25 protein-coding genes, 1 rRNA gene and 1 other annotated feature are annotated in these 24,652 nt (G+C 46.2%); all 26 genes read left to right on the forward strand.

Annotated elements, in window-relative coordinates; all coding sequences use genetic code 11:
• The first annotated feature begins 23 nt into the window (after positions 1–23).
• A complete protein-coding gene (locus C400_RS0114550) occupies positions 24–1,400 on the forward strand; it encodes a bifunctional folylpolyglutamate synthase/dihydrofolate synthase (protein ID WP_016818421.1) in 1,377 nt (458 codons plus the stop codon).
• 6 nt (positions 1,401–1,406) lie between these two features.
• Positions 1,407–2,786, forward strand: coding sequence for a UDP-N-acetylmuramate--L-alanine ligase (murC, locus tag C400_RS0114555; RefSeq protein ID WP_038978209.1), 1,380 nt, complete (start codon positions 1,407–1,409; stop codon positions 2,784–2,786).
• A gap of 166 nt (positions 2,787–2,952) precedes the next feature.
• On the forward strand, positions 2,953–4,230 hold the full coding sequence (locus tag C400_RS0114560; RefSeq protein ID WP_017427419.1) for an SPOR domain-containing protein: 1,278 nt from the start codon (positions 2,953–2,955) through the stop codon (positions 4,228–4,230).
• A 121-nt stretch (positions 4,231–4,351) separates the two neighbouring features.
• Complete coding sequence (locus tag C400_RS0114565) at positions 4,352–4,594, forward strand: DUF4321 domain-containing protein (protein ID WP_016818424.1); 243 nt, start codon at positions 4,352–4,354, stop codon at positions 4,592–4,594.
• Positions 4,595–4,616: 22 nt separating this feature from the next.
• Positions 4,617–5,225, forward strand: coding sequence for a Maf family protein (locus tag C400_RS0114570; RefSeq protein WP_016818425.1), 609 nt, complete (start codon positions 4,617–4,619; stop codon positions 5,223–5,225).
• 14 nt (positions 5,226–5,239) lie between these two features.
• Entirely contained in the window at positions 5,240–5,932 is a 693-nt protein-coding gene (gene radC, locus C400_RS0114575) for a RadC family protein (RefSeq protein WP_017427420.1), read from the forward strand.
• A 106-nt stretch (positions 5,933–6,038) separates the two neighbouring features.
• Positions 6,039–7,073, forward strand: coding sequence for a rod shape-determining protein (locus tag C400_RS0114580; protein WP_013311600.1), 1,035 nt, complete (start codon positions 6,039–6,041; stop codon positions 7,071–7,073).
• A gap of 55 nt (positions 7,074–7,128) precedes the next feature.
• Positions 7,129–7,950, forward strand: a complete 822-nt coding sequence (mreC, locus tag C400_RS0114585; protein ID WP_017427421.1) for a rod shape-determining protein MreC — start codon at positions 7,129–7,131, stop codon at positions 7,948–7,950.
• Positions 7,950–8,480: a rod shape-determining protein MreD gene (gene mreD, locus C400_RS0114590; RefSeq protein WP_013372670.1), complete on the forward strand. Its 531-nt coding sequence runs from the start codon at positions 7,950–7,952 to the stop codon at positions 8,478–8,480. The genes mreC and mreD overlap by 1 nt, the downstream gene beginning before the upstream one ends.
• A gap of 82 nt (positions 8,481–8,562) precedes the next feature.
• A complete protein-coding gene (minC, locus tag C400_RS0114595) occupies positions 8,563–9,225 on the forward strand; it encodes a septum site-determining protein MinC (protein WP_017427422.1) in 663 nt (220 codons plus the stop codon).
• Between the two features lie 3 nt (positions 9,226–9,228).
• Positions 9,229–10,026, forward strand: a complete 798-nt coding sequence (gene minD / locus C400_RS0114600) for a septum site-determining protein MinD (protein WP_013372668.1) — start codon at positions 9,229–9,231, stop codon at positions 10,024–10,026.
• Between the two features lie 292 nt (positions 10,027–10,318).
• The gene (locus C400_RS0114605) at positions 10,319–11,164 is read left to right on the forward strand and encodes a peptidoglycan DD-metalloendopeptidase family protein (protein ID WP_016818429.1); all 846 of its coding nucleotides are present in this window, start codon (positions 10,319–10,321) and stop codon (positions 11,162–11,164) included.
• Positions 11,157–12,035 carry a M50 family metallopeptidase gene (locus C400_RS0114610; protein ID WP_016818430.1) on the forward strand — a complete coding sequence of 293 codons (879 nt, stop codon included), beginning with the start codon at positions 11,157–11,159 and terminating at the stop codon, positions 12,033–12,035. The genes C400_RS0114605 and C400_RS0114610 overlap by 8 nt, the downstream gene beginning before the upstream one ends.
• A gap of 48 nt (positions 12,036–12,083) precedes the next feature.
• Entirely contained in the window at positions 12,084–13,268 is a 1,185-nt protein-coding gene (locus C400_RS0114615) for an Rne/Rng family ribonuclease (RefSeq protein WP_017427423.1), read from the forward strand.
• Between the two features lie 96 nt (positions 13,269–13,364).
• Positions 13,365–13,451 (forward strand) — a sequence feature (ribosomal protein L21 leader region).
• A gap of 13 nt (positions 13,452–13,464) precedes the next feature.
• Entirely contained in the window at positions 13,465–13,776 is a 312-nt protein-coding gene (rplU, locus tag C400_RS0114620; protein WP_013311592.1) for a 50S ribosomal protein L21, read from the forward strand.
• A gap of 13 nt (positions 13,777–13,789) precedes the next feature.
• A complete protein-coding gene (locus C400_RS0114625; protein ID WP_016818432.1) occupies positions 13,790–14,128 on the forward strand; it encodes a ribosomal-processing cysteine protease Prp in 339 nt (112 codons plus the stop codon).
• A gap of 5 nt (positions 14,129–14,133) precedes the next feature.
• Positions 14,134–14,451, forward strand: coding sequence for a 50S ribosomal protein L27 (gene rpmA, locus C400_RS0114630; RefSeq protein ID WP_013311590.1), 318 nt, complete (start codon positions 14,134–14,136; stop codon positions 14,449–14,451).
• A 146-nt stretch (positions 14,452–14,597) separates the two neighbouring features.
• Positions 14,598–15,335: a Spo0B domain-containing protein gene (locus tag C400_RS0114635; RefSeq protein WP_017427424.1), complete on the forward strand. Its 738-nt coding sequence runs from the start codon at positions 14,598–14,600 to the stop codon at positions 15,333–15,335.
• 13 nt (positions 15,336–15,348) lie between these two features.
• Complete coding sequence (gene obgE, locus C400_RS0114640) at positions 15,349–16,659, forward strand: GTPase ObgE (RefSeq protein ID WP_017427425.1); 1,311 nt, start codon at positions 15,349–15,351, stop codon at positions 16,657–16,659.
• 157 nt (positions 16,660–16,816) lie between these two features.
• A complete protein-coding gene (locus C400_RS0114645; RefSeq protein ID WP_013372659.1) occupies positions 16,817–17,254 on the forward strand; it encodes an ACT domain-containing protein in 438 nt (145 codons plus the stop codon).
• 43 nt (positions 17,255–17,297) lie between these two features.
• Complete coding sequence (locus C400_RS0114650; RefSeq protein WP_017427426.1) at positions 17,298–18,584, forward strand: homoserine dehydrogenase; 1,287 nt, start codon at positions 17,298–17,300, stop codon at positions 18,582–18,584.
• A 27-nt stretch (positions 18,585–18,611) separates the two neighbouring features.
• The gene (gene thrB / locus C400_RS0114655) at positions 18,612–19,580 is read left to right on the forward strand and encodes a homoserine kinase (protein WP_017427427.1); all 969 of its coding nucleotides are present in this window, start codon (positions 18,612–18,614) and stop codon (positions 19,578–19,580) included.
• On the forward strand, positions 19,577–20,476 hold the full coding sequence (gene pheA / locus C400_RS0114660) for a prephenate dehydratase (RefSeq protein WP_016818437.1): 900 nt from the start codon (positions 19,577–19,579) through the stop codon (positions 20,474–20,476). The genes thrB and pheA overlap by 4 nt, the downstream gene beginning before the upstream one ends.
• A gap of 17 nt (positions 20,477–20,493) precedes the next feature.
• Entirely contained in the window at positions 20,494–21,378 is an 885-nt protein-coding gene (gene ilvE / locus C400_RS0114665) for a branched-chain-amino-acid transaminase (RefSeq protein WP_017427428.1), read from the forward strand.
• Positions 21,379–21,536: 158 nt separating this feature from the next.
• The gene (locus C400_RS0114670) at positions 21,537–23,210 is read left to right on the forward strand and encodes a LysM peptidoglycan-binding domain-containing protein (protein ID WP_017427429.1); all 1,674 of its coding nucleotides are present in this window, start codon (positions 21,537–21,539) and stop codon (positions 23,208–23,210) included.
• Between the two features lie 548 nt (positions 23,211–23,758).
• Positions 23,759–24,652 (forward strand): 16S ribosomal RNA (locus C400_RS27895); the annotation flags it as partial.

Here is a 24,652-nt window from a genome sequence, read left to right on the forward strand (position 1 = left end):
AAAATGACCTGAAGGTGAAGAGGATGTCAGATACGATCAGGGGCGGCGACATAGCCCCTTTACAAAGTTATGATGAAGCAGTGGAATGGATTAATGGGTTGATTCCGTTTGGCATTAGACCCGGACTGGAGCGAATCGAACAGCTGATGAGTAGGCTGGGTGATCCGCAACGACATCTGAAATTTATTCATATTGCAGGAACCAACGGTAAGGGCTCGACTTGTGCCTTTCTAACCTCTGTGCTTCTGAAATGTGGATACGATGTTGGGACCTTTACTTCTCCGTACATCACCCGATTTACGAACCGTTTTCAATTCAACGGGACCGATATTCCAGATGAAACGCTGGTTTCACTGGCCAATCGCTTGTATCCGTTGGTGAAAGAAATCGCAGATAGTGAGTTGGGATCACCTACGATGTTTGAGGTGTCCACAGCGTTGGCTATTTTGTACTATGCTACGGTAGCTTTTCCAGATGTTGTGGTATGGGAGACAGGCCTCGGGGGAAGGATGGATGTAACTAATATCGTGAGTCCTATCGTTTCGGTCATTACGAATGTCGGCTATGACCATACGGACATTTTGGGAGATACACTGGAACAGATTGCAAGAGAAAAGGCTGGGATCATCAAGCCGGGTGTACCTGTCGTCAGTTGTGTTTCCCAGCCCGAGGCTATTCAGGTCATACGTGAAACGGCGGCCAAGCAAGGAGCTACCTTATACCTGGCAGGAGAACAATTTACGTATGAACGGTTAAACGGGAATGAAACAGGTCAGACCTTTTCATTCGCCGGACCCTTCCGACATATGGAAATCGACATCACGTTGTTAGGTGAGCATCAATGTTCTAATGCGGCAGGAGCTCTGATGGCACTTGAAGTCCTACGTCAGTATATGGCTTTTGTGTTGGATGATGAGGATCTGCTGGAGGGATTTAGGCAAGCTGCCTGGGCAGGGCGTCTCGAACAAGTCAGTACCTCGCCGAGAATTGTCCTTGATGGGGCTCATAATCCAGAAGGGGCACAAACGCTGGCCAAGAGTCTCCCACAAGTGTATTCGTACAAAAAATTGGTTTTAATGATGGGGATGCTATCAAACAAGCATCATGAGGCATACTTGCAGCATATACTGCCACTAGTGGATACGCTTATCCTGACCGAGCCCGATTTTCGCCGCAAAATGAATGCCGCTGATTTGGCTCATCTCGTGGAGAAGCTGCGGCCGTCTTATGCCAAAACGGATTTAAAAATTATTGTAGAAGGTGACTGGAAAAAGGCTTTAAACCTGCTTCAGTCACATACGGAAGCGGAAGATCTGGGGGTGGTGTCCGGCACGCTGTATCTTATTGCGGATGTACGGGCTACCCTTATGTATCAAACCGATTCGGAAAAAGGTTGGTGAAATTTGTTGATTACTTCGGAACATGTTCATTTTATCGGTATCGGCGGCTACGGGATGAGCGCGATTGCTCGGGTCATGCTGGAGATGGGATATACCGTGACTGGCTCAGATGTGGCATCACAGGAGCTGACAGAAAAACTGGCGGCAAAAGGCGCAAAAATATATATTGGACACACGCCTGAACATATTGCGGGCGCAGATATCGTCGTCTATTCAACAGCATTGTCACGTGACAATGTAGAGCGGGTGGCAGCAGAAGAATTGAATATTCCAACACTGCACCGTTCGCAGATGCTGGCTCGCTTGCTTAACGAACGTAAGGGTATAGCGGTTGCGGGTGCGCACGGGAAAACGACAACCTCTTCTATGATCGCTCTGGTTATGGAGAGATGTAACGTTGACCCAACGTATATTATCGGCGGCGAAATCACGAATTTGGGGACGAACGCCAAAGCGGGGAAAAGCGAGTTTGTCGTTGCCGAGGCGGATGAAAGCGATGGTTCTTTCCTACAATATCATCCTTGGCAGGGGATCGTAACCAATATTGAAGCAGATCATTTGGAAAATTACGATGGGGACTTCAATCGCCTGAAAAGTGCTTACGTGCAATTCTTGAGCCAAATTCGGCCGGATGGAGCAGCTATTGTATGCGCAGATGATCAGAACATCCGAGAGATGCTGCCTCAGCTCCAAACTCGGGTCATTACTTATGGGGTAGAGCATGAAGCGGATTACATGGCGACAGATATCCAACTGGGTGACCGCCGATTAAGCTTTACGATGAGCCGTAAGGGAACAGCACTCGGAACGATTGAATTGTCTGTACCTGGTAAACATAACATGTATAATGCGATGGCTACCGTGATTTCATGTCTGGAAGCAGGGATTCCATTTGATCAAATTGCTGCAACTATTGTGGAATTTCATGGAGCGAAACGTCGTTTTCAAGTGCTAGGTGAAGGCAATGACATTTTGATTATTGATGATTATGCGCATCACCCAACAGAGATTGAGGCTACGATCAGTGCAGCGAGAGCAACTGGCAAGCGTATTATTGCCGTGTTCCAGCCACAACGCTACAGTCGTACCTTTTTCCTGCTGGATGCGTTCAGCCGTGCGTTTAGCGAGGCTGGTGAAGTGATCATTACCGATATTTATTCACCAGCAGGAGAAAAACAGATTGAAGGTGTGCATTCTTCCAAACTGGTGGATTTAATCGTCCAAAACAGCAATGCGAATGCAATCTATTTACCAACCAAAGAAGCTGTGATCGAAGAGCTGAAAGATCGGTTACAACCAGGCGATCTTGTGCTGACAATGGGAGCAGGAGATATCTGGAAAGCTGGCGACGCGTTAGCACGCCATCTTCGCGGGCAACAAGTGTAATACGTATGAACATGGGCTGTTACGCCAATGTATTATAGCTTTGAAGGGTATTCCGAACACGAAGGTGTTTCGGGATACCCTTTTTTTGTAAAGCCGAGGCATATTCTCTCAGCTTGACTCATACAACAGACTATGAGGAAGTATGGGACAAGGAGGGAGTGCATCCATGAACAAGGCCAAGATGACATTCCGGTTCGATCAACAGTTGCCGGAAACAAGCCGGGAGGATAAGCTACAGGTGCTTCCGAACCAAAATGAGTCATTTACGAACGGACAGCGTGACACGATCAGAGATACGGAGTTATATCACGATGATGAGCTTTATCAAACAGATAACCAGCATAAAGGGATGGAACGGACTAGCAGTATGGAGAAACATACTCGAACTACACAACATTCAGAGCTTGGTAAGCCTGTGGAGACGAACAAACGCACTGCAACTCGGCGCTTTACTCCAACATTGAGGGTACAAGAGGGATGGGACGACCCTTTTGGTCGTTCGGCAGCTTCCTGGTCAGATGCGGACATTCTACCGGAAAGTCCGGAAGAGGACGATGTTGAGGTTGAGGAAACCTATTATTCCGGTCAAGAGTATAGAAAGCGTCCACCTCACCCTTCCAGATGGAGATTAATCGGTTCTGTAGCCAGCGCGTTGGTGACAGGAGGCATGTTCGGATATATTTTGTTGTTACTGTTTAACGGAGGCGGTATGGTCCCGGGATCTGATCCTTCTGCTGATGAGGCTGTGCCTGTTTTTAAAGAATCTGTTGATGTCGATAACACGTATGCAAAAGAGAATGCTGCCCCTGTCGCCGTCGTAGCAACTCAAGTGCCTCCACAAACCTATTATTTGCTGCAATATGGGGTTTTCAGCACTCCAGAGCGGGCTTTACAGGCAAAGGAAGAACTGTTGAAGGCAGGCATTGCAGCAGGAGGGGATAGCGAGGATCAAAACCGGGTATATGCAGGAATATCGTCGGATAGGGAGCAAGCCAAGTTGCTCAGTAATCAATTGAAGACACAAGGAGTGGAATTGTATGTCCGCGAGCTCGAATTACCCGGATTTGAAAAAGCGGCTTACGGAGGTAATGGTGATAAACTCACTACCTTTTTTCAGTTAAGCAACTCATTAGTGGGGAAGCTGAGCGGACTTTCTTCAAATTTGCTCAGAGAAGAAGGCTCAAATGCGGTGTCAGCCTCCGACATGAGCGAGCTGAACGACCTGCATCAGCAGTGGACACAAAATGTCGCTGCACTTCCTACTGGTCTTCCGAAGGAAGCGGCTGCCACCGCAACCTCGCTTGAAAAGGCGATGAACAGCGCAGTCTCTGCACTTGGAGAATATAACAAGAATACAGCCAAGGAACACATTTGGGAGATTCAGTCCTCCATGATGGAATATGTTTTGCGTGAGAAGGAATTTATTCAATTCATAAAACAGTAGACTAACCATACTTTCCGGCAAGGAACTGGAAATAGTTCCCCATGCCGGATTTCTGTTTGTATTGCAGTACAAATCACCGTATAATAATGAAGGTGTCAAAAAATGGCGAGGGAAGATCAGGATGAAAAAAAATGTAGGAATGCTTATACTGTTTTTGTTGCTCGGTTGGCTTTTGGGTGCCTGGATTGCTAAGGCCCTTCAATCGGTCAAAGTCCTTTCCTTTCTGACCCACCCCACTACGATATCCTGGTCGCCGAGAGCGGATCTGGATATTATCAACTACAACATAACGATAAATTTTGAATTGAGCCTGCTTAGTCTGATCGGCATCATCGCCGCATTCTGGCTGTATCGCAGGCTCTAACTGATGAAAAGGAGCTTCCCTTATGGACGGGAAAATTACGCCCCGCATTATTCTGGCATCGACTTCACCAAGAAGGAAGGAATTACTCGCATATTTGAGACTCCCCTTTGAGGTGGTGCCGAGTCATGCGGATGAAAGCACGCCTGAGAGCTGGACGCCTCAGCAAATCGTGGAGACCCTTGCGGCCCGCAAAGCCGAAGCGGTCGTGCGCACTGCCGCACAGTCCCAGGAAGCTGGATTGGTGATTGGCAGTGATACGATTGTCGTGCTGGAGGATTCGGTATTGGGCAAGCCTGCCGACCATGCGGACGCAGTTCGCATGTTGACTGCATTGCAGGGAAGAACACACCGTGTGTACACCGGGGTAGCCTGCATACATACCGGAACCGGCAAGATGCTTGTTAGACATCGCCAAACGGAGGTCACAATGAAGCCTTTGAGCCAAGAACAAATTGTGGCATACGTAAATACTGGTGAACCGTCTGACAAAGCAGGATCGTATGGCATTCAAGGCATGGGTGCTACGTTGGTGGAATCTATTCAGGGTTGTTATTTTAACGTCGTAGGATTGCCGCTTTCTTTGCTGTCGGACATGCTGTCCGATTTTGGAGTAAATGTGCTGCGTCCATAAAAGGGGATAAACATATGCTGGAGTCGCCAATACTGATGCTTCGCGACCTCCCCCATGAAGAACGACCAAGAGAGCGCATGATGACATATGGGGCGGATGCCTTGAGCAACGCGGAGTTGCTAGCAATACTACTGCGTACAGGAACACAAAGAGAATCATCTGTGCATTTAGCGCAGCGTATTTTGCAGCAGGCAGGGAATCTGCGTCAACTGGTGGATATGAGTCTGAGCGAGTTGACCCAGATTAAGGGTATTGGAAATGCTAAAGCGATACAGCTAAAAGCGGGTATCGAACTCGGGCGTCGATTGGCATTGTCACGCCACTTGGAGACCCCGGTGATTAGTTGCCCGCGGGATGTGGCAGATCTGCTGTTCGAGCAGCTTCGTTATTTGCAGAAAGAGCATTTTGTTTGCCTGTTTCTAAATACCAAAAACCATGTCATTGCTCAGGAAACGCTATCTATGGGCAGCCTGAATTCCGCCATCGTGCATCCTCGTGAAGTATTCCGGGCTGCAATCAAGTGCAGCAGTGCTTCGATTATTTGCGCTCATAACCATCCGAGCGGTGATCCGAAGCCAAGCCCGGAAGATATCCAGTTGACCCGCCGCTTGATGGAAGCGGGCAACATCGTGGGTATCGACGTGCTTGATCATATTGTGATCGGGGACGGGACCTTTGTAAGTTTGAAGGAACAAGGTCTGATATAATATAATATTTAAATCAAACATTTAAACACGACCGGATAAACCGGCCTGAATAAACCGTTTATACAGGGATAACAGATTTCAGGGAAGAGAAAAGGAGATTAACATCATGCTGGGTGGCTTTACAAAAGATTTGGGAATTGACTTGGGGACGGCAAACACGCTTGTATACGTAAGAGGTAAGGGAATCGTGGTTCGTGAACCATCTGTAGTCGCATTGCGTACAGATACAAAAACCATTGAGGCTGTTGGGGAATCTGCGAAAAAAATGATCGGTCGCACACCGGGAAATATCCGTGCAATTCGTCCAATGAAGGATGGAGTCATTGCCGATTTTGATACGACTGCAACGATGATTAAATATTTCATCCGTCAGGCGCAAGCACAACGTTCATTGTTTCCGCGCCATCCGAACGTGATGGTTTGCGTGCCTTCGGGTATTACTGCAGTGGAACAGCGTGCTGTTGAAGATGCGACCAAGCAAGCAGGCGCAAGAGAGGCGTACACGATTGAAGAGCCGTTTGCAGCGGCAATTGGCGCTGATCTGCCGGTATGGGAGCCTACGGGCAGTATGGTTGTCGATATCGGTGGAGGTACAACCGAAGTTGCGGTCATTTCCTTGGGAGGGATCGTAACAAGTCGTTCTGTACGAGTGGCTGGCGATGAAATGGACGAGTCTATTATTCAATACGTGAAACGTCAATACAATCTGATGATTGGTGAACGGACTTCTGAGCAGTTGAAAATGGAAGTTGGTTCAGCAATGCCATTAGAGCAAGTGGAAACATCGGAAATCCGCGGACGCGATCTGGTTACAGGCTTGCCGAAGACAATTACGATTACCTCCGATGAAATTAGCGAAGCATTGTCAGACACCGTGAATGCGATCGTGGACGCAGTCAAAGTAACATTGGAAAAATGCCCTCCCGAGCTGGCGGCGGACATCATGGATAGAGGAATTGTACTGACTGGTGGTGGAGCACTACTGCGCAACCTGGATAAGCTGTTGGCAGGTGAGACCGGAATGCCGGTGATCGTAGCGGAAAATCCTCTGGATTGTGTGGCAATCGGTACGGGTAGAGCACTGGAAAATATCCATTTGTTCAAATCGCGCAGCAGTTCTGCCGTCCGTTCCAAACGTTGAATCGGGGGTGTAGGAACTGTTTAAGCTGTTTGGCAATAAAAGACTATTTGTTCTATTGATCGGAATCGTTCTGTTTATTGCCCTTATGGGGATTACACTTGGACAGAGAAATTCCTTAACCTGGCCCGAGAAGTTCGCCAGAGATTCAATTGGCTTTGTGCAAGGTATCTTTTACAGGCCCGCTTCAGCAATAGCGGGCTTCTTTGAAGATATTGGCAATATGCGTAGTATTTACGAAGAAAATGAGCGGTTAAAAATAGCCGTGGCTAAGCTGACTCGTGACCAGATTCAGACTCATAATTATGTTGAGACAAATGCCAGATTGCAGAATGAACTGAAGTTCACCCAAACGCAAAAGGCGAAAAATAATTATGATTATCGTGTTGCTCAAGTGAACAGTGTTAGCAATGATTCCAAAACGCTCGTGATTGATATTGGTGAGAAGGATGGAGCCAAGGTTGGTCAGGAAGTCAGTTCACTTGAAGGATTTGTTGGAGTCATTAGCCGCACGGGGAATTTTACGTCTACCGTTACGCTGTTGACTACATTGGACCCTAAAAATCCGAATTCTTATGCTATTGCAGCGACAGTCTTGGGTAAGGAAAATCAATCGTTTGGTATGATTGAAAGCTATGATCCGGGTACGAACAGATTTCAAATGACTCGCATTGAAGAAAAAGATCCAATCGCAAAGGGTGATCAGATTATTACGTCTGGTGCAGGCGGGAAGTTCCGCAAAAACCTAATGATTGGAACGGTGGAGAAAATTCAGGTTGGAGAGTTCGGTAAAACACGGACAGCGATTATTAAACCGGCAGCCAGCTTTGTGGATTGGAAAGAACTGCTCGTCCTCTACACTCCTGAGGTACCGGAATAATGAAGATGCGCGGTCAGGTTTTGATACTGCTGCTGTTTGTCCTGTTTATAGCTGAAGGAACGATTCTTCCTTGGCTTCTCCCGGATAGTTGGCATTCAAGAATGGTCCCAAATTTTGTGTATGTCGTAATTTTGTTTGTATCTGTGTATTACAGCCGTCATACAGCGTTGGTGCTAGGTATTGTTTTTGGACTTATTCATGACGTAGTGTACTACGGGTTTATCATTGGCCCTTATTCTTTTGCAATGGGATTGTCTGCATACTTATTAGGGCTTGTGTTTACAGCTAGACGTGCACCGATGCCCATTATGATGGCGGCCGTGTTGATTGGTAGTTTCTTGCTGGATTCTATGCTCTTTGCCATTGATCAGCTGTTCCAGCTGAATCATCAGACTTTCAATTGGGCACTTGCCCAGTATATGATTCCTGATTTATTTATCCATTTTCTGTTCGCCCTCATCATTTATGTCCCTGTTCGCAAGCAATTACAGCGTTTGGGTACCCGTGTGAAAAAGGAAGAGACTGTCTAGGTCTTTTTACACACATTTTGTCCGGGTTAGCAGGGATTTGACGTCCCGGGGACGAAATGATTGAGATAGGAGGGACAGGCTAATGGCGGTGAAATCGAATCATGTCACGATTAAAGGCATCAAAGATGGCCTGGTATTCCTGCTGGACGATCAATGCGAATTTGAGGATTTGCTGGGTGAGCTGCGTTTTAAGCTGGAGCACAGTCATCAAAATATTTTAACAGGCCCGATCATTCATGTGGATATTAAGCTGGGAAGTCGGGAAGTAACGGAGGAGCAGAAGGAAAGTATTCTGGAGATTTTAAAGCAGAAGGGTAATCTGCTCATCAGGTCTGTAGAATCACCCGGATTGCCTGCGGTAGTGCAGGGCAAGCCCCCCATTCACACGGTGACAGGGATTATCCGCTCAGGACAAGTGCTTCATCACGATGGAAACTTACTCTTTTTGGGAGATGTTAACCCGGGTGGAATTATAACTTGTACCGGTGATATTTATGTCCTTGGCGCTCTGCGGGGCATGGCGCATGCAGGGATGGAGGGAAATAGTGAAGCGATTATCGCGGCCTCCTATTTTGCACCAACACAGCTGCGAATTTCCGAAATGATCAGCCGTCCACCAGATGAATGGGAGACGCGTGAATCCGGCATGGAATTTGCGTATCTCAAGGATGGCGCTATGCAAATAGACAAAATGAGCAATATTGTGCGTCTGGGCCGCGATTTTAACGTGTTCAAAGGGGTGTAGCACATGGGAGAGGCTATCGTCGTCACTTCAGGAAAAGGCGGCGTCGGCAAAACGACGACGTCAGCCAATATAGGAACAGCGCTTGCACTGCTCGGCAAAAAGGTGTGTTTGGTGGATACGGATATCGGTTTGCGTAATCTAGACGTTGTGATGGGTCTGGAAAACCGGATTATTTATGACCTTGTTGATGTAGCGGAAGGTCGTTGCCGTCTGAATCAGGCACTGGTTAAGGACAAGCGTTTTGAGGAGTTGTATATGCTGCCAGCTGCTCAAACCAAGGACAAGAGTGCTGTTACGCCGGAGCAGGTCAAGGATATTATTTTAGAGCTTAAGAAGGATTTTGAATATATATTGATTGACTGCCCTGCGGGTATTGAGCAAGGCTTTAAAAATGCCATTGCCGGTGCGGATCAGGCCATTGTTGTAACTACTCCAGAAAATGCTGCTGTACGCGATGCAGATCGGGTCATTGGTTTACTGGAAAGTTCACATGTGATATCACCTAAATTAGTGGTTAACCGCATTCGCAATAGTATGGTTAAATCCGGAGATATGTTAGATATTGATGGGATTCTACAAGTGCTTAGCATAGACCTTATTGGGATTGTACCGGATGATGAAATGGTAATTAAAGCAGCTAATACAGGAGAGCCTACTGTTATGAATCCGGATGCACAGGCAGCGATTGCCTATCGGAACATTGCGAGACGAATCTTGGGCGATACTGTGCCTCTTATGCAGCTGGACCAGAAGAAGAGCGTGATGACACGCTTTAAGAAATTTTTTGGTATGGGTGGATAAGGAAAACAGGAAGATTTCTAAGGTAAGTGTTACAGTAGCGTTCATTTGTAATACTAGACACTTAAATAAGTGGCAACTTATTTAAGTGTTTTTGGTTTGCTTTTTTAATTTCTATGATAATGGTTCGTAAATTTAGGTCATTACATAAATGTTATAAATACAAAACATATCCGGTGCGCTAGCGCCGGTTTTTTTGATTTTTTAGGGTATGTAATTCCCACCCGGACAACATAAGTTGAAGCCCGTCCTCATAAGATGTAATAAACTTACCTCGCTGAGGGGGCTGAATAAGATGGACAAAAATTCCGGAATCAAGCAACGCAGAAAAGAACGTATACAGCAGCTAATCGAGGGAAACAAAGCGGAGGCGTATTCCTCAGGCATAGATCAGAACAGGTACGGGTACAGAGAAATGAAATCGATGCCTGTAGTCAGTGCCAACTCGCCCAGAGACCCAGAAACCGAGTGGAAAAATGATCGACAACGTTGGCAGCAATCTTTTGGGGCAAATCGTGGTCCGTCTTTTTGGAGTTCCTTTTGGCGCAGAACTGTCATAGCAACAGTGTTATTTGGAGTGGTATGGGGCTTATTTCGCTGGGATATTCCCTATGCAGTAAATTTGAGAATGTTTGTCGCGGATGCCTTGAATAAGGACATGGATTTTGTAGCCGCCGGACAATGGTATAAAACTTATTTTGACGGAGCTCCTTCCTTTTTACCGATTTTTGGCGAGGAGCATGAAACGAACCAGGTAGACGCTAGTCGAAAGGGCTCTCCACCGATTGAAGGCAATATAACACAGCCGTTTGTACTGAGCCTTAAAGGGGTAGAAATTACGCCGAATGTTACCGATAACGGGGCAATCGCTGTTAAAAGTATAGATGCAGGACGTGTATTAGACGTATTAAACCATCCCAAAAGCGGGATTTCGGTTACAGTTCGTCACACTGGGGGCATCACAGCAACTTACGGAAGGCTTTCACGCTCTACCTTAAAAGTGAACGATTGGGTTCAGGAGGGTGAAGAGATCGGTGTATTGCCAGCAAGTCACAGCGGTAGCGAGGTGGCAACTTTATTTTTGGCAATTCAAAGAGGGGATCAATACATTGACCCGTCGGAAGTGGTAGCCCTTGATTAATGTCCGAGGGGTGACCCTATCACTGCATCCACTGTTTGTACTAGTTATGCTGACCTCTGTATTAACTGGACATTTTATCGAGATCATGACTTTATTTACACTGGTGTTTATACATGAACTAGGTCATGCGACAGCTGCTTCGTTGTTGGGGGCGCGGTTGCTTTCCATACAGATGTTACCCTTTGGAGGAGTAGCTGTCATTGAGGATCAAGGGAAGCTCAATGCGTGGAAGGAAATTGTCATTGCTCTAGCGGGCCCCCTGCAAAACGGAATCATGATCATCATTCTTTTGTGGCTTAGGCATGTGAGTGGGTTGGAGCATGATTATGTAAATTATATAATTCAGGGAAATGCTGTTATTGCATTGTTTAATTTGTTGCCCATTTTACCGCTCGATGGTGGGAAAATATTACAGTCACTGATTAGCTTATTCTTTTCTTATCATCGCACATTAGTATGGACTTTTAGAGCCAGTATCGTAACCAGTCTGCTGTTTTGCCTGTATGGTATTTCGCCGTTATTAAGACAAGATGAGCCTTTACATTTAAATCTGCTGGCGGTAGGGATTTTTTTGCTTTATTCTAATATTGTGGATTATCGGAATATCCCTTACCGTTTTATACGTTTTTTGCTGGGGAGGGACGAGCTTTTTTACCGCGAAGCGGCTAAAGGAAGCATTGCTTTACCTATTGTATCCCTGCCAGTGAAACATTTGGAGCCTGTTTTGCGTCTTTTCAGAAGAGACCGATATCATATGGTTTACGTTATGAATGAACAGGGACGGATTGTAGCTGTATTGCCGGAGCAACGACTTATACGCTCTTATTTTGCGGCACGCCCGCCAAATGGTGGAGAATCCAAGCCCAAATAATGTTTTATGAATTGAGGAAGAGGCTGTATTCAGAGAGGTTGAAAAACCATGAAGCAAATGATTGTACAATGCCAACAGCAGATGACCCAAATGGCACTGTTGGAAGAGGGACGGTTGGTTGAATATGCGGCTGAACTACCGCGAAAACGGGGAATTCTAGGTTCTTTTTTCAAAGCTAGGGTGGTCAATGTGCTACCGGGAATGCAAGCCGCTTTTGTTGACATTGGACAGCGCAAGAATGCCTTTTTGTATGTGGATGACGTACTTCATGCCCATTTGGACAAGCAGCCAGAGGTAAAGCCGTCCATTTCTGAACTGTTAAAGGTGGGGCAGGAAATCGTAGTACAGGTATTAAAAGAGGCAGTTGGTAGCAAAGGAGCCAGGGTGACCACTCATTTTTCACTTCCCGGCCGCTGGATTGTTTACATGCCCCGTGCTGATTATGTGGCCGTATCCAAGAAGATTGAGCGTGAGGGAGAACGTGCCCGTTTGAAAGCAATGGGAGAGCAACTGCGCACGGGTGAGGAAGGGGTCATCATTCGTACTGTTTCAGAGGAAATGAGTATAGAGGCGATTGAAAATGATCTGAATCAACTACGCAAGCAATGGGCGGCTATTCAGCGTAAAGCGGGCGAACACTCTGCACCGTGTGAATTGCACCGGGATCTGAGTATCGTTCAGCGTTTAATTCGCGATGTGTTTACACCTGAGCAGGATGAACTGGTCATTGACAGTGAGGAGCAAGCAAAGGATGCAGAAATAATGCTGCAACAGATCGGTTCTGCGAAAGCTCATGTAAGTATATTTCGCAGTGCAGAAGAAACTATTTTCAAAGCTTATGGCATTCATGAGCAGCTGGAACGCGATTTTGCGCGAAAGGTATGGCTTCAGGGTGGCGGATACATTGTCATTGATCATACGGAGGCATTGACCGTCGTTGATGTGAATACAGGGAAGTTTACGGGCGGCAGTAATCTGGAAGAGACGGTGACCCAGACTAACATTGAAGCAGCAGAAGAAATTGCCCGCCTGGTACGTGTCCGTGATATTGGTGGTATTATCATCATTGATTTTATTGATATGGAACAAGAGGAGAATCGTAGGGAAGTATCCTCTGTGCTGGAGGCAAGATTAAAAAAGGACCGGACTAAATCCTATGTTGTCGGTTGGACGCGGTTAGGTTTACTGGAAATGACCCGCAAAAAAGTGCGTGAAGAAAAGACTCTCGTATAGAACGTGCGTAATCAAAATTATTTCAAAACTAAAGGTTGAATGTGTACGAAGCTTGTGCTACAATCATTTAGTATGTGTGATGCGTAAGATTGGCTGCACATGCTGTAACCGCTCCAATCAGGTACTGAAGTGCAGTATCTTAAAGAAACTGCCACCTGCTATTAGGCGAGTCTGAGACATAAGGAGGTGCAAGCAAATGTACGCAATTATCGAAACAGGTGGTAAGCAATACAAAGTTCAAGAGGGCGACGTATTGTTCATCGAGAAGTTGGAAGCTAATGATGGTGAAACTGTAACGTTCGATCGTGTTCTGGCAGTGTCCGGCGACAATGGCTTGACAGCAGGTACACCGCTTCTTTCTGGAGCTTCTGTAACGGCTAAAGTTGAGAAGCATGGTCAAGGTCAAAAGGTCATCGTATACAAATACAAACCTAAAAAGAACTACCATGTGAAGCAAGGTCATCGTCAACCGTACACGAAAGTGACGATTGAAAAAATCCAAGCGTAAGAGGGTGCGATAATTGATTATCGTGCGTATTATACGACTGGAGGATGGCAGCATACAGGGGTTTTCTGTTAAAGGCCATGCGAATTTTGCTAAATCTGGCGAAGATATCGTATGTGCTGGTGTTTCGGCGGTAACCGTAGGAACTGTCAATTCGATTGTAGCTCTTACGGACGTTGAAATGGAAACGGAAATGGAAAACGGCTTTTTAAGCGCGTATCTATCTCCTGAAAGTTATCATGATGCGAACGCACAGGTTCAACTGTTGTTGGAATCCATGGTGATTATGCTGACAAGCATTGCTGAATCATACGGTAAGTATATTCAAATAGAAAATAAACAAAGAAGGAGGTAGACATCATGTTGAAATTGACATTGGATCTTCAGTTATTCGCATCGAAAAAAGGTGTAGGTTCCACAAAAAACGGACGTGACAGCAGATCGAAACGTCTTGGAGTGAAACGTGCTGACGGTCAAGCAGTTACCGGCGGTAGCATCTTGGTTCGTCAACGCGGAACGAAAATTCACCCGGGCACGAACGTGGGCATCGGTAAGGACGACACTCTGTTCGCGAAAGTGGACGGCGTTGTGAAGTTCGAACGTTGGGGCCGTGATCGCAAAAAGGTGAGCATCTACCCGATCGACGTTGCTCCAGTAGCAGCTACTGTAGAAGCTTAATAGCGGCTTAGACACGCTGAAAAGCCTCCGGCACTTTTGTCGGAGGCTTTTTTGCATGATGGTAATGAACTGGAAAGTTAGTCTGTGCTATACTGGATTAAGGTTGTTGACTAGTCCATTTAATTATCGCAGAACGGAGAGAAGCCATGTTCCAGCGGATAAGAGCGCCTTATCTGGCGTTGGGTTCCATTCTGATTCCTTTGGTTTTTTCACTGCTCTATCCCAAAGCATTAACGATTATCATACTAGCTGTGTGGGCTGTAGCTGCTGCTTGTTTTGGTATGTGGTATACCCATAGACAGGTTGAACTTGAGCGGAAAGCTGCTTTGCGTTCTTTTGAGCGTACAGCGATAGCGACGCTTAACCATCATCGGCATGACTGGATGAATGATTTACAGGTGCTTTATGGCTATATTCGTATGAATAAGCATGATAAATCAGCTGCTTATGTGGAAACAATAAAAGGGCGGGTGTCGGAAGACAGTAAAATATCTAAGCTGGGTATTCCCTCGCTGGTGTTTTATTTGCAGTCTTTTCGCGTGAACGCCGGAAATTTACAATTGTCGGTAAAGGTTGAGGAAGAGTTAAAGTTAGACGCTGTCATGTCTCCCGAAGACGGCGAGTCGCTTGCCTCGGCCGTCATACAAACGGTGCGTGCGTATCAATATGGCGGGGGCCGGTCGTCCTGGGGAGAAGTGCGCAGATTGACACTTTATTTCGGTATGGATCAGAATGATGTTATCGTCCGTTTTGAAGGAAGTGATATGCCTGCCGACTTAAATATACTAAAGCAGGTCAGATCCGTACTTGGAAGTGAACGCCTTCGAACAGAAAAGCTCCCTACGGGTGATATGCTTCAAATTCGAATGCAGTGCCAGACATAAGGAAGGTGTAACCATGTTTGTAGATAAAGCGAAGATTTTTGTTAAAGGCGGTGACGGTGGAGACGGATTAATTGCGTTTCGCCGTGAGAAATATGTTCCTAATGGTGGCCCAGCTGGTGGTGACGGAGGGAACGGTGGGGATGTGATTTTCCGTGTAGATGAGGGTTTGCGCACCTTGATGGATTTTCGATACCAACGGCATTTTAAAGCCCAGCGTGGAGTAAAAGGTCGCAACAAAAGCCAACACGGAGCCAACGCAGAGCACATGATCGTCCGTATACCACCGGGAACAGTTATCATGGATGATGACACTGGTGAAGTATTGGCAGATATGACACGTCATGGCCAACAGGTCGTTGTAGCTAAAGGAGGACGCGGAGGACGCGGTAATATTCGTTTTGCTACACCGAGCAATCCAGCGCCTGAATTGGCTGAAAACGGTGCGGAGGGGCAAGAACGTTATATTACACTTGAGTTAAAAGTGATGGCTGACGTAGGCTTGGTCGGATTTCCTAGTGTAGGAAAGTCTACCTTGTTGTCAGTTGTAACTTCCGCAAAACCTAAAATTGGCGCATACCACTTTACAACGATTACCCCAAATCTGGGCGTCGTAGATGTGGGGGATCAGCGGAACTTTGTGATGGCCGATTTGCCTGGTTTGATCGAAGGAGCTCATGAAGGCACTGGACTGGGTCATGAATTCCTGCGGCATATTGAGCGGACGCGAATCATTATCCATGTTGTGGATATGGCGGGCTCTGAAGGACGTGACCCGTTTGAAGACTGGACCAAAATAAACGACGAATTAAAGCAATATAATGCAGCTCTGGCTGAGCGTCCACAAATTGTGGCGGCCAATAAAATGGATATGCCGGAAGCTGAAGAAAATCTTGCTCACTTCAAAGAACAAATTGCTGCGATACGTCCTGACCTTGAAATCATGCCTATTTCCTCTCTGACACGTCAGGGGGTAAAGGAACTGCTCTATCGAGCTGCTGATCTGTTGGATCAAATACCGGACGAGCCGGTTGTTGAGGAAGTAGCAGAAGTCAATGAACGTAAGGTATTTAAGTTGGATACGGCCGAAGACGAGGGCTTTACGATCGTACGTGAAAACGACACATTCGTGGTGCACAGCCCCAAAATTGAGCGCATGATGAAGCGTATGCAGATGAACTCACATGATGCTATCTTAAAATTAGCAAGAACGTTGCGTCATATGGGTGTGGATGCTGAGCTACGCAAGCGTGGTGCCACAGATGGTACATCTGTACGCATTGCTGATTTCGAGTTCGAATTTGTAGAAGGTAGCAGCTACTACTAAAAATGAAATAAGGCTTTAAAACCTGAACGGTTACTGCACTATAGGGAATTCTATAGAAGGCAGTAGCCGTTTTTTGTATTGTTAGCTTGCCGATTTTCAAGAGTTTCGATATAATGTCCTCTATACAAAAACATAAGTCTTTGAGGAGAGGACGTTCTTGAAAGAGCGCTATTACTTGGTACGGGAAGATATTTTGCCTGAAGCTATTGTTAAGACCATACAGGTAAAACTGCTGCTGGCTTCGGGAGATGTTAAAACCGTACATGATGCTGTGGAGCAAGTTGGGCTAAGCCGAAGCGCCTTTTATAAATATAAAGATGGCATACATTTGGTTAACCAGTTGGAGCGCGAGCGAATTGTCAATATCTCTATTGATCTAGAGCATCAATCCGGTATGCTGTCCAGGGTGCTCGGTAGAGTGGCAGATTACGGAGGTAATGTGCTGACGATCCAGCAAAGTATTCCACTGCAAGGCAGAGCCAACGTAGTCATCTCAGTAGAAATGTCCAGGCTTAGTGATGAATTGGGTGTTCTGCTGGAGGGCTTGGAGAGCATTTCTGGAGTCAAGCGGGTCCGCCTGATTGGGCAAGGCTGAGGCGATACAGTTCGTTAGATAAAAGTTACCAGGAGGGGAATGAATGAAACCGGTCAAAGTAGGATTGTTAGGCTTGGGGACTGTAGGTACGGGAGTCGTTCGAATCGTTGAGGGTAATCAGGAAGACTTGAGCAGACAAGTCGGTTCACCGATCGTCATTGAAAAAATAGCTGTAAAAAACATAGAAAAGTATCGTTCCATTGAAGTAGACACCGCCAAGCTTACGGAGGACCCGTGGGAAGTCATTCGAGATCCTAAAATTGATGTGATTATCGAAGTCATGGGTGGGATTGATCAGACGAAGGAGTACATTCTCGAAGCGTTAGAGAGAGGCAAGCACATTGTAACGGCCAACAAGGACTTAATGGCATTGCACGGTTCTGAAGTACTGGCAAAGGCACAGGAAAAACAATGTGATATTTTTTATGAGGCTAGCGTAGCAGGTGGTATCCCGATTATTCGTACACTCATTGAAGGTTTCTCCTCTGACCGTATTACCCGCATTATGGGAATCGTGAACGGTACAACAAACTATATTTTAACTAAAATGAGCCAGGAAGGAGCCTCGTATGAGGAGGTTCTTAAGGAAGCCCAAGAGCTTGGATACGCAGAATCTGATCCGACCTCAGATGTCGAAGGATTGGATGCGGCCCGAAAGATGGCGATACTTGGCACCCTTGGTTTCCGTTCCAATGTAGAGCTCAAGGATGTAAGCGTGAGCGGCATTTCCAAGGTAACCAGTGAAGATATTGCTTTTGCTAAAAGATTAGGATATGAAATGAAATTACTTGGCATTGCAGAGCGTCAAGGTGATGAATTTACGATTAATGTTCAGCCAACTATGGTGCGCAAGCAGCATCCATTAGCTTCGGTGAACGGGGTGTTCAACGCAGTTTATGTACATGGTGAAGCGGTGGGTGAAACCATGTTTTATGGTGCAGGTGCAGGTGAAATGCCAACAGCTACATCAGTTGTGGCTGATCTGGTAGCTGTAGTGAAAAACCTCAAACTCGGCGTAAATGGGCTTAAAGCAATCGTACCCTACAATCCTAAAAAAATTAGCAATGACGAAGACGTGTATTTCAAAAATTTCGTGCTTTTGCACGTGGATGATAAAGCGGGGGTATTGGCACAGATTACGCAGGTATTTGCTGAATTCAATGTCAGTTTGGCATCTGTCGTGCAGCAACCGAATGAGACTAATCCCGATGCTGAAATTATTATCGTGACTCATTTAGCTAGCAAAGCAAGTATGAAAAAGGTTTTAGAGCATTTTGAAACTTTGGACGTGATTCGCCGCATCAAGAGTGTATATCGGGTAGAGGGATAGTCAATAAAAGCAGGAGGAATCATTTGTATGACCGTTTTGAAAACAGCAAGAGTGCGCGTGCCTGCGAGTACGGCTAACCTAGGACCTGGCTTTGATACATTGGGCATGGCGTTGTCTCTATACGCATGGATTGAATTAAAAGAGGCCGAGCAGACAGCTTTCCATCTGTACGGAGATCAAATGAATGGCGTTCCCCAAGATAAAACCAATTTGATTTACAAGGTAGCACAAATGGTTTTTCGTGAAGCAGGTGTATCTGTTCCTGAGCTGGAAATTTCGATGTACTCGGATATTCCGCTTACCCGTGGTTTGGGCAGCAGTGCTTCCGCCATTGTAGGTGCCCTGGTGGCTGCTAATACGCTGATTGGCTCGCCTCTGTCGGATTCCAAGCTATTTGACATGGCAAGCGCTATCGAAAAGCATCCGGACAATGTCGGAGCCTCTCTGTTTGGTGGTATTATTACTGCTATGTGGGATGGCGAGCATGCCAAGCACTTACGGATTGAACCGGATGCTAATCTAGAGGTAATGGTAGTTATTCCAGATTTTCAACTGTCTACGTCGAAGGCCAGAGAGGTCCTGCCTACCCACGTATCCTTGAAGGATGCTGTATATAATATAAGTCATGCTTCAATGCTGGTAGCGGCATTGGCATCGGGCCGAACAGATCTAATCGCCGAAGCGATGCGGGATCAGCTTCATCAGCCTTACCGCGCGGCACTAGTGCCGGGTATGACAGAGATCCTACAGGATGCGCACCATTATGGTGCATTGGGTGTGGCCCTTAGTGGTGCTGGACCGACGTTGCTGGCATTGATGGATCAACGGGAAAATCGCAAAGCGGAGCTTGAACAGTATTTAACGGAGACAATGAACAAAGAAGGGATCACTGCGTCTGTTTTGAAATTGCGCCCAGAGGTTGAAGGGGTTAAAGTATATACGGAAGGGAATACACACCCTTTTATGGATATGATTAAAGGGGAACTTACGATATGAAACGAATTGCACTTCTTCCTGAGGGGACTGTTTCTCATGAAGCGATTAAATATTTGTTAGGAGATACACCCTGTGAACTTCTATTTTACAAACATATAGCAGACGTATTTCAGGCAATAGACAAGGGACAGGCAGACTATAGTGTAATTCCTATTGAAAATACGATTGACGGCTCTGTGAGTTTGCATATGGACTGGCTTGTACATGAGGTAGACATTCCAATGCAGGCGGAATGGGTATATCCTTCGATTCAAAATCTTATTGGACATCGTAGTGAATTTCTTGGGGATCAGGACGAGCTGGATTTGAGCAAAGTGGTCAAAATTATGTCCCATCCTGTAGCGCTTCCCCAATGTAAAGAATTCATACAAGCTTTCGCTCCTCAAGCTGAGCTGGAGAGTGCAGGAAGTACGGCAGAAGCCGTCGAAATTGTTAAACATAACCCAGGTAAAGGTTGGACCGCTCTCGGAACCAAGCTTGCGGCTGCCAAACACGGATTGGACATTTTGGCCAGCAAGGTGACGGATCACGATAACAATTTTACCCGCTTTGTCTTGATTGGACATGAACCTGTAAGGTTCCCGCGTACGCCAGAAGGCCAGCGAACCAGTATTTTGGTCACGCCGCCACAGGATTTCCCGGGAGCGCTGCATCAGGTTTTATCTGCATTTGCATGGCGAAGGTTAAACCTGTCTCGTATTGAATCGCGTCCGACCAAAAAGCAATTGGGGAATTATTATTTTTACATTGAAGTTCTGGAATCTCTGCATTCCGTTTTGCTTCCGGCAGCCTTTGCAGAGATCGAGGCTTTGGGGTGCCATGTACGCATTCTTGGCTCTTATCCAAGCTACAAGTATGTTGAAGCAGCGATCGAACCTATTTTGAAGGAACATTAATCGGAGGTGTGGTTGTAATGGCAGAACAATGGATCTATCTGGATGGGCAGCATGTAACTAAGGAGAACGCAAAGGTTTCCGTATATGACCATGGTTTCTTGTACGGAGACGGTATATTTGAGGGTATTCGTATTTATAACGGAAATATTTTTAAATGTAAGGAGCATTTAGAGCGTCTGTATGATTCTGCGAAATCTATTCAGTTGAACATTCCGTTGTCTCCTGATGAAATGTTGGAAGCCATGGCTGAAACGATTCGCCTTAACGAAATGCGTAATGGATATATTCGATTGGTTGTATCCCGTGGTGCTGGAAATCTAGGTTTGGATCCCCTTCGTTGTGCAAAAGCGAGTGTCATCATTATCGTCGAGCAGCTCGCCATTTACCCGGAAGAAGCTTATTTGACAGGCCTGAAGACAATCTCTGTCTCTCAGCGTCGCAACATCCCGGATGCTTTGAATCCAAAGATTAAATCATTGAACTACCTCAACAATATCCTGGTGAAGATCCAGTCTAACTATGCTGGTGTAGGTGAGGCTATTATGCTCAATTCCCAAGGATATGTGACGGAAGGTTCTGCTGACAACATTTTTATTGTCAAAAATGGAGTGTTGTACACACCGCCTTGTTATTTGGGAGCGCTTGAGGGGATTACTCGTAATGCTATCATCGATTTGTGTGCTAAGCTTGGATATTCGCTTAAGGAGCAACCTTTTACATTGCATGATGTATATGTCGCGGACGAGGTGTTTTTTACGGGAACTGCGGCAGAAGTGATTGCAGCTTATGAAGTAGATGGTCGTACGATTGGCTCCGGTGTTGCTGGTCCAGTGACTTTGGAGCTTCTGGCTGAGTTCCGGAAGATTGTGGATCAGGATGGCTATAAAGTGTGGCAGGGCTAAAATAATCGAGATCCTTTTGACTGAATGCTTGTAAGAGTATTCGGTTGAGAGGATTTTTTTGTTTGTAGGGGGTCATTCGCCCGGGAGGTGCATAGGATGTAATAACAGAAGCCGGGCGTTTATCCCGCCCGAACGAAAGTCTAGGAGGTTTGTGACCTGTGAAAATACACATCGTCAAAAAAGGTGACACTCTATACTTACTGGCACAGAAGTATAATGTGACACTAGAGAAAGTTATTGCCGCCAATCCCCAATTGGCAGACCCTAATCAGTTGAGCATCGGTGAGAAAATCAAAATTCCGACAGATCCTGTTACGATGGAAACACAGCCGTCAACGGTTTATCAACACAAGGTTAAGCAAGGTGATACGTTATGGAAGTTGTCCAAGGCGTGGAATGTACCGCTTAAGATAATTATTGATGCCAATTCCCAACTTAAAAACCCGAACGCACTTCTGGTTGGAGAAACAGTTAATATTCCACACTACAAAGAAAACGCATCTGATCTTTCTATGAATAAAAAAAATACCGCAGTGAAAGAAGAGATGACACAGCCTAAAACCGAATCCCCGACCAAGGAAGAACTTACCCAGCCCAAGGCGGAATTAACACAGCCTAAACCGGAGAATATGCCTAGCCCTAAAGAAGAAATGACACAGCCGAAAGAAACAGTGAATCCTCCTAAGCTTCCTGAATTAAAACTGCCTGAAGCTCCTATGGCGCCCGTCAATATGGCACCCGTGAACATGGCACCTGTCAATATGGCGCCCGTAAATCCTGCTCCACCTCAATTGCAGCCCATAATTACTCAACCTGCCCCACCTCAACAAATGCAACCTATAGTCACCCAACCTATAGTCACTCAACCGATTGCACCTAAACCGCAGCTTCCAATTAATATCGAAAAGCAACCTGTAACTGAAAAGTTTTGTGGCTGCACAAGCTCGAAGCCGATGGAAAATTCCTCATGGCCATTACAGCAACCGACATTTGATTACAGTCCGCCAATAAATGCAATGCCGAACTCGTTGTATCCGGGGATTGGGTCTCCTCAGAATTGGGGGAATGCTCCTGTAAATACTTCCTTTGCAGAACATGCCTCTCCTACTGTAGTTGCAGATCAGGGCTATCATCATGACTGTGAGCATCCATGGTGCTGGGGACCTGTGCAGACAGCAGCACCCATACATGCTCATCCCACACCTTATCCTGCCTATTCAGATTGCTGCTGCACCCCTGGATATTATCCGAGTCATGAAGCGTCTGAAAATACATCCTATCCTGTCTATCCTCCATTTATCCACCAAGGGGGTCCGCAGCAGCAACCAGAGAGTGCAGTCCAGGGTAGCCAGTGGGGCAACGCATGGGGAGGACCACAATATAGTATGCCTGCAAGTGGATACGTGTCCGACTTTAGCCAACCAATGGCTCAACACGCCGCGAATCATCCATATCATCCGTTCGCACATGGAAATGCACCTATGTATCCATTAGAGGGATATACAACGCCCTATATGTTTATGCCAGACTGCGGATGCCGGGAAGGAAAGATCGAGTCGGCGTCAGCCTCTCCGGGAACGCAAGAGGTAGGTAACAATCTGACTATTCCATCGCAAAATGAAGATGCTTCTTCAAAAAAAGATGATAGCGCGTCTAAAGGCAAATCAAAAGACAACTCTAGCAGTACATCCAAGGAAGAAACATCTAAAGCCAAGGTTTCAAGTGAACATGCTACTGTTAAGAAGCATAAATCCCGTAAATTGACAGGAGGAAGATCTCGCTCCTCATCCTATAGTGCTCGTGCACGTCAAAATCCATGGATTAATGACTGACGCAGATAAATATAAGAAAGAGGTAAACACTAGTACCGTCCCGATTTGTTAGTCATAAGGTGAAAGGAATAAATGTTAAAGAGGCTGTTATTCTGCTAGTTGAGAATGATAGTCTCTTTTTTTTAATGCAGTAATCCTACACATGAATAATGTCACTAAAAAATATGTTGCTAATTAGCATAGTCATGTGGTATATTATTATAGTTGTCTTTTACAAGATGATTAGCAACATAAAAACAAATTAGAATTAATTGAAAAATTCTCTTAAAAAAAAGTGTTGCAAAGATAAAAGAAACATGATATATTATTTAAGTCGCCGCTGAGATGTGGTGAAGAAATAAAGTGAGTTAAAGTAAAGAGTTACGCAAGTTTGATCTTTGAAAACTGAACAACGAGTGAGTACGGATTTTGTTTACAAAATCCAAAAGAGATATTTTATCTCGTCAGTTTCAAAATGAGCTAATCGCTCTTTCTATATTGTTTCATCTTCGGTTCTTCTCATTGGAGTGGATGAAGATGAAACAGGTTGACGTTACTTTGTAACGTCTTTAATGGAGAGTTTGATCCTGGCTCAGGACGAACGCTGGCGGCGTGCCTAATACATGCAAGTCGAGCGGGGTTGTTTAGAAGCTTGCTTCTAACTAACCTAGCGGCGGACGGGTGAGTAACACGTAGGCAACCTGCCCACAAGACAGGGATAACTACCGGAAACGGTAGCTAATACCCGATACATCTTTTTCCTGCATGGGAGAAGGAGGAAAGGCGGAGCGATCTGTCACTTGTGGATGGGCCTGCGGCGCATTAGCTAGTTGGTGGGGTAATGGCCTACCAAGGCGACGATGCGTAGCCGACCTGAGAGGGTGATCGGCCACACTGGGACTGAGACACGGCCCAGACTCCTACGGGAGGCAGCAGTAGGGAATCTTCCGCAATGGGCGAAAGCCTGACGGAGCAACGCCGCGTGAGTGATGAAGGTTTTCGGATCGTAAAGCTCTGTTGCCAGGGAAGAACGCTTGAGAGAGTAACTGCTCTTGAGGTGACGGTACCTGAGAAGAAAGCCCTGGCTAACTACGTGCCAGCAGCCGCGGTAATACGTAGGGGGCAAGCGTTGTCCGGAATTATTGGGCGTAAAGCGCGCGCAGGCGGCTCTTTAAGTCTGGTGTTTAATCCCGAGGCTCAACTTCGGGTCGCACTGGAAACTGGGGAGCTTGAGTACAGAAGAGGAGAGTGGAATTCCACGTGTAGCGGTGAAATGCGTAGAGATGTGGAGGAACACCAGTGGCGAAGGCGACTCTCTGGGCTGTAACTGACGCTGAGGCGCGAAAGCGTGGGGAGCAAACAGGATTAGATACCCTGGTAGTCCACGCCGTAAACGATGAATGCTAGGTGTTAGGGGTTTCGATACCCTTGGTGCCGAAGTTAACACATTAAGCATTACGCCA

This window comes from Paenibacillus sp. ICGEB2008 (genome assembly GCF_000307675.1).
GTDB classification, from domain to species: Bacteria; Bacillota; Bacilli; order Paenibacillales; family Paenibacillaceae; genus Paenibacillus; species Paenibacillus polymyxa.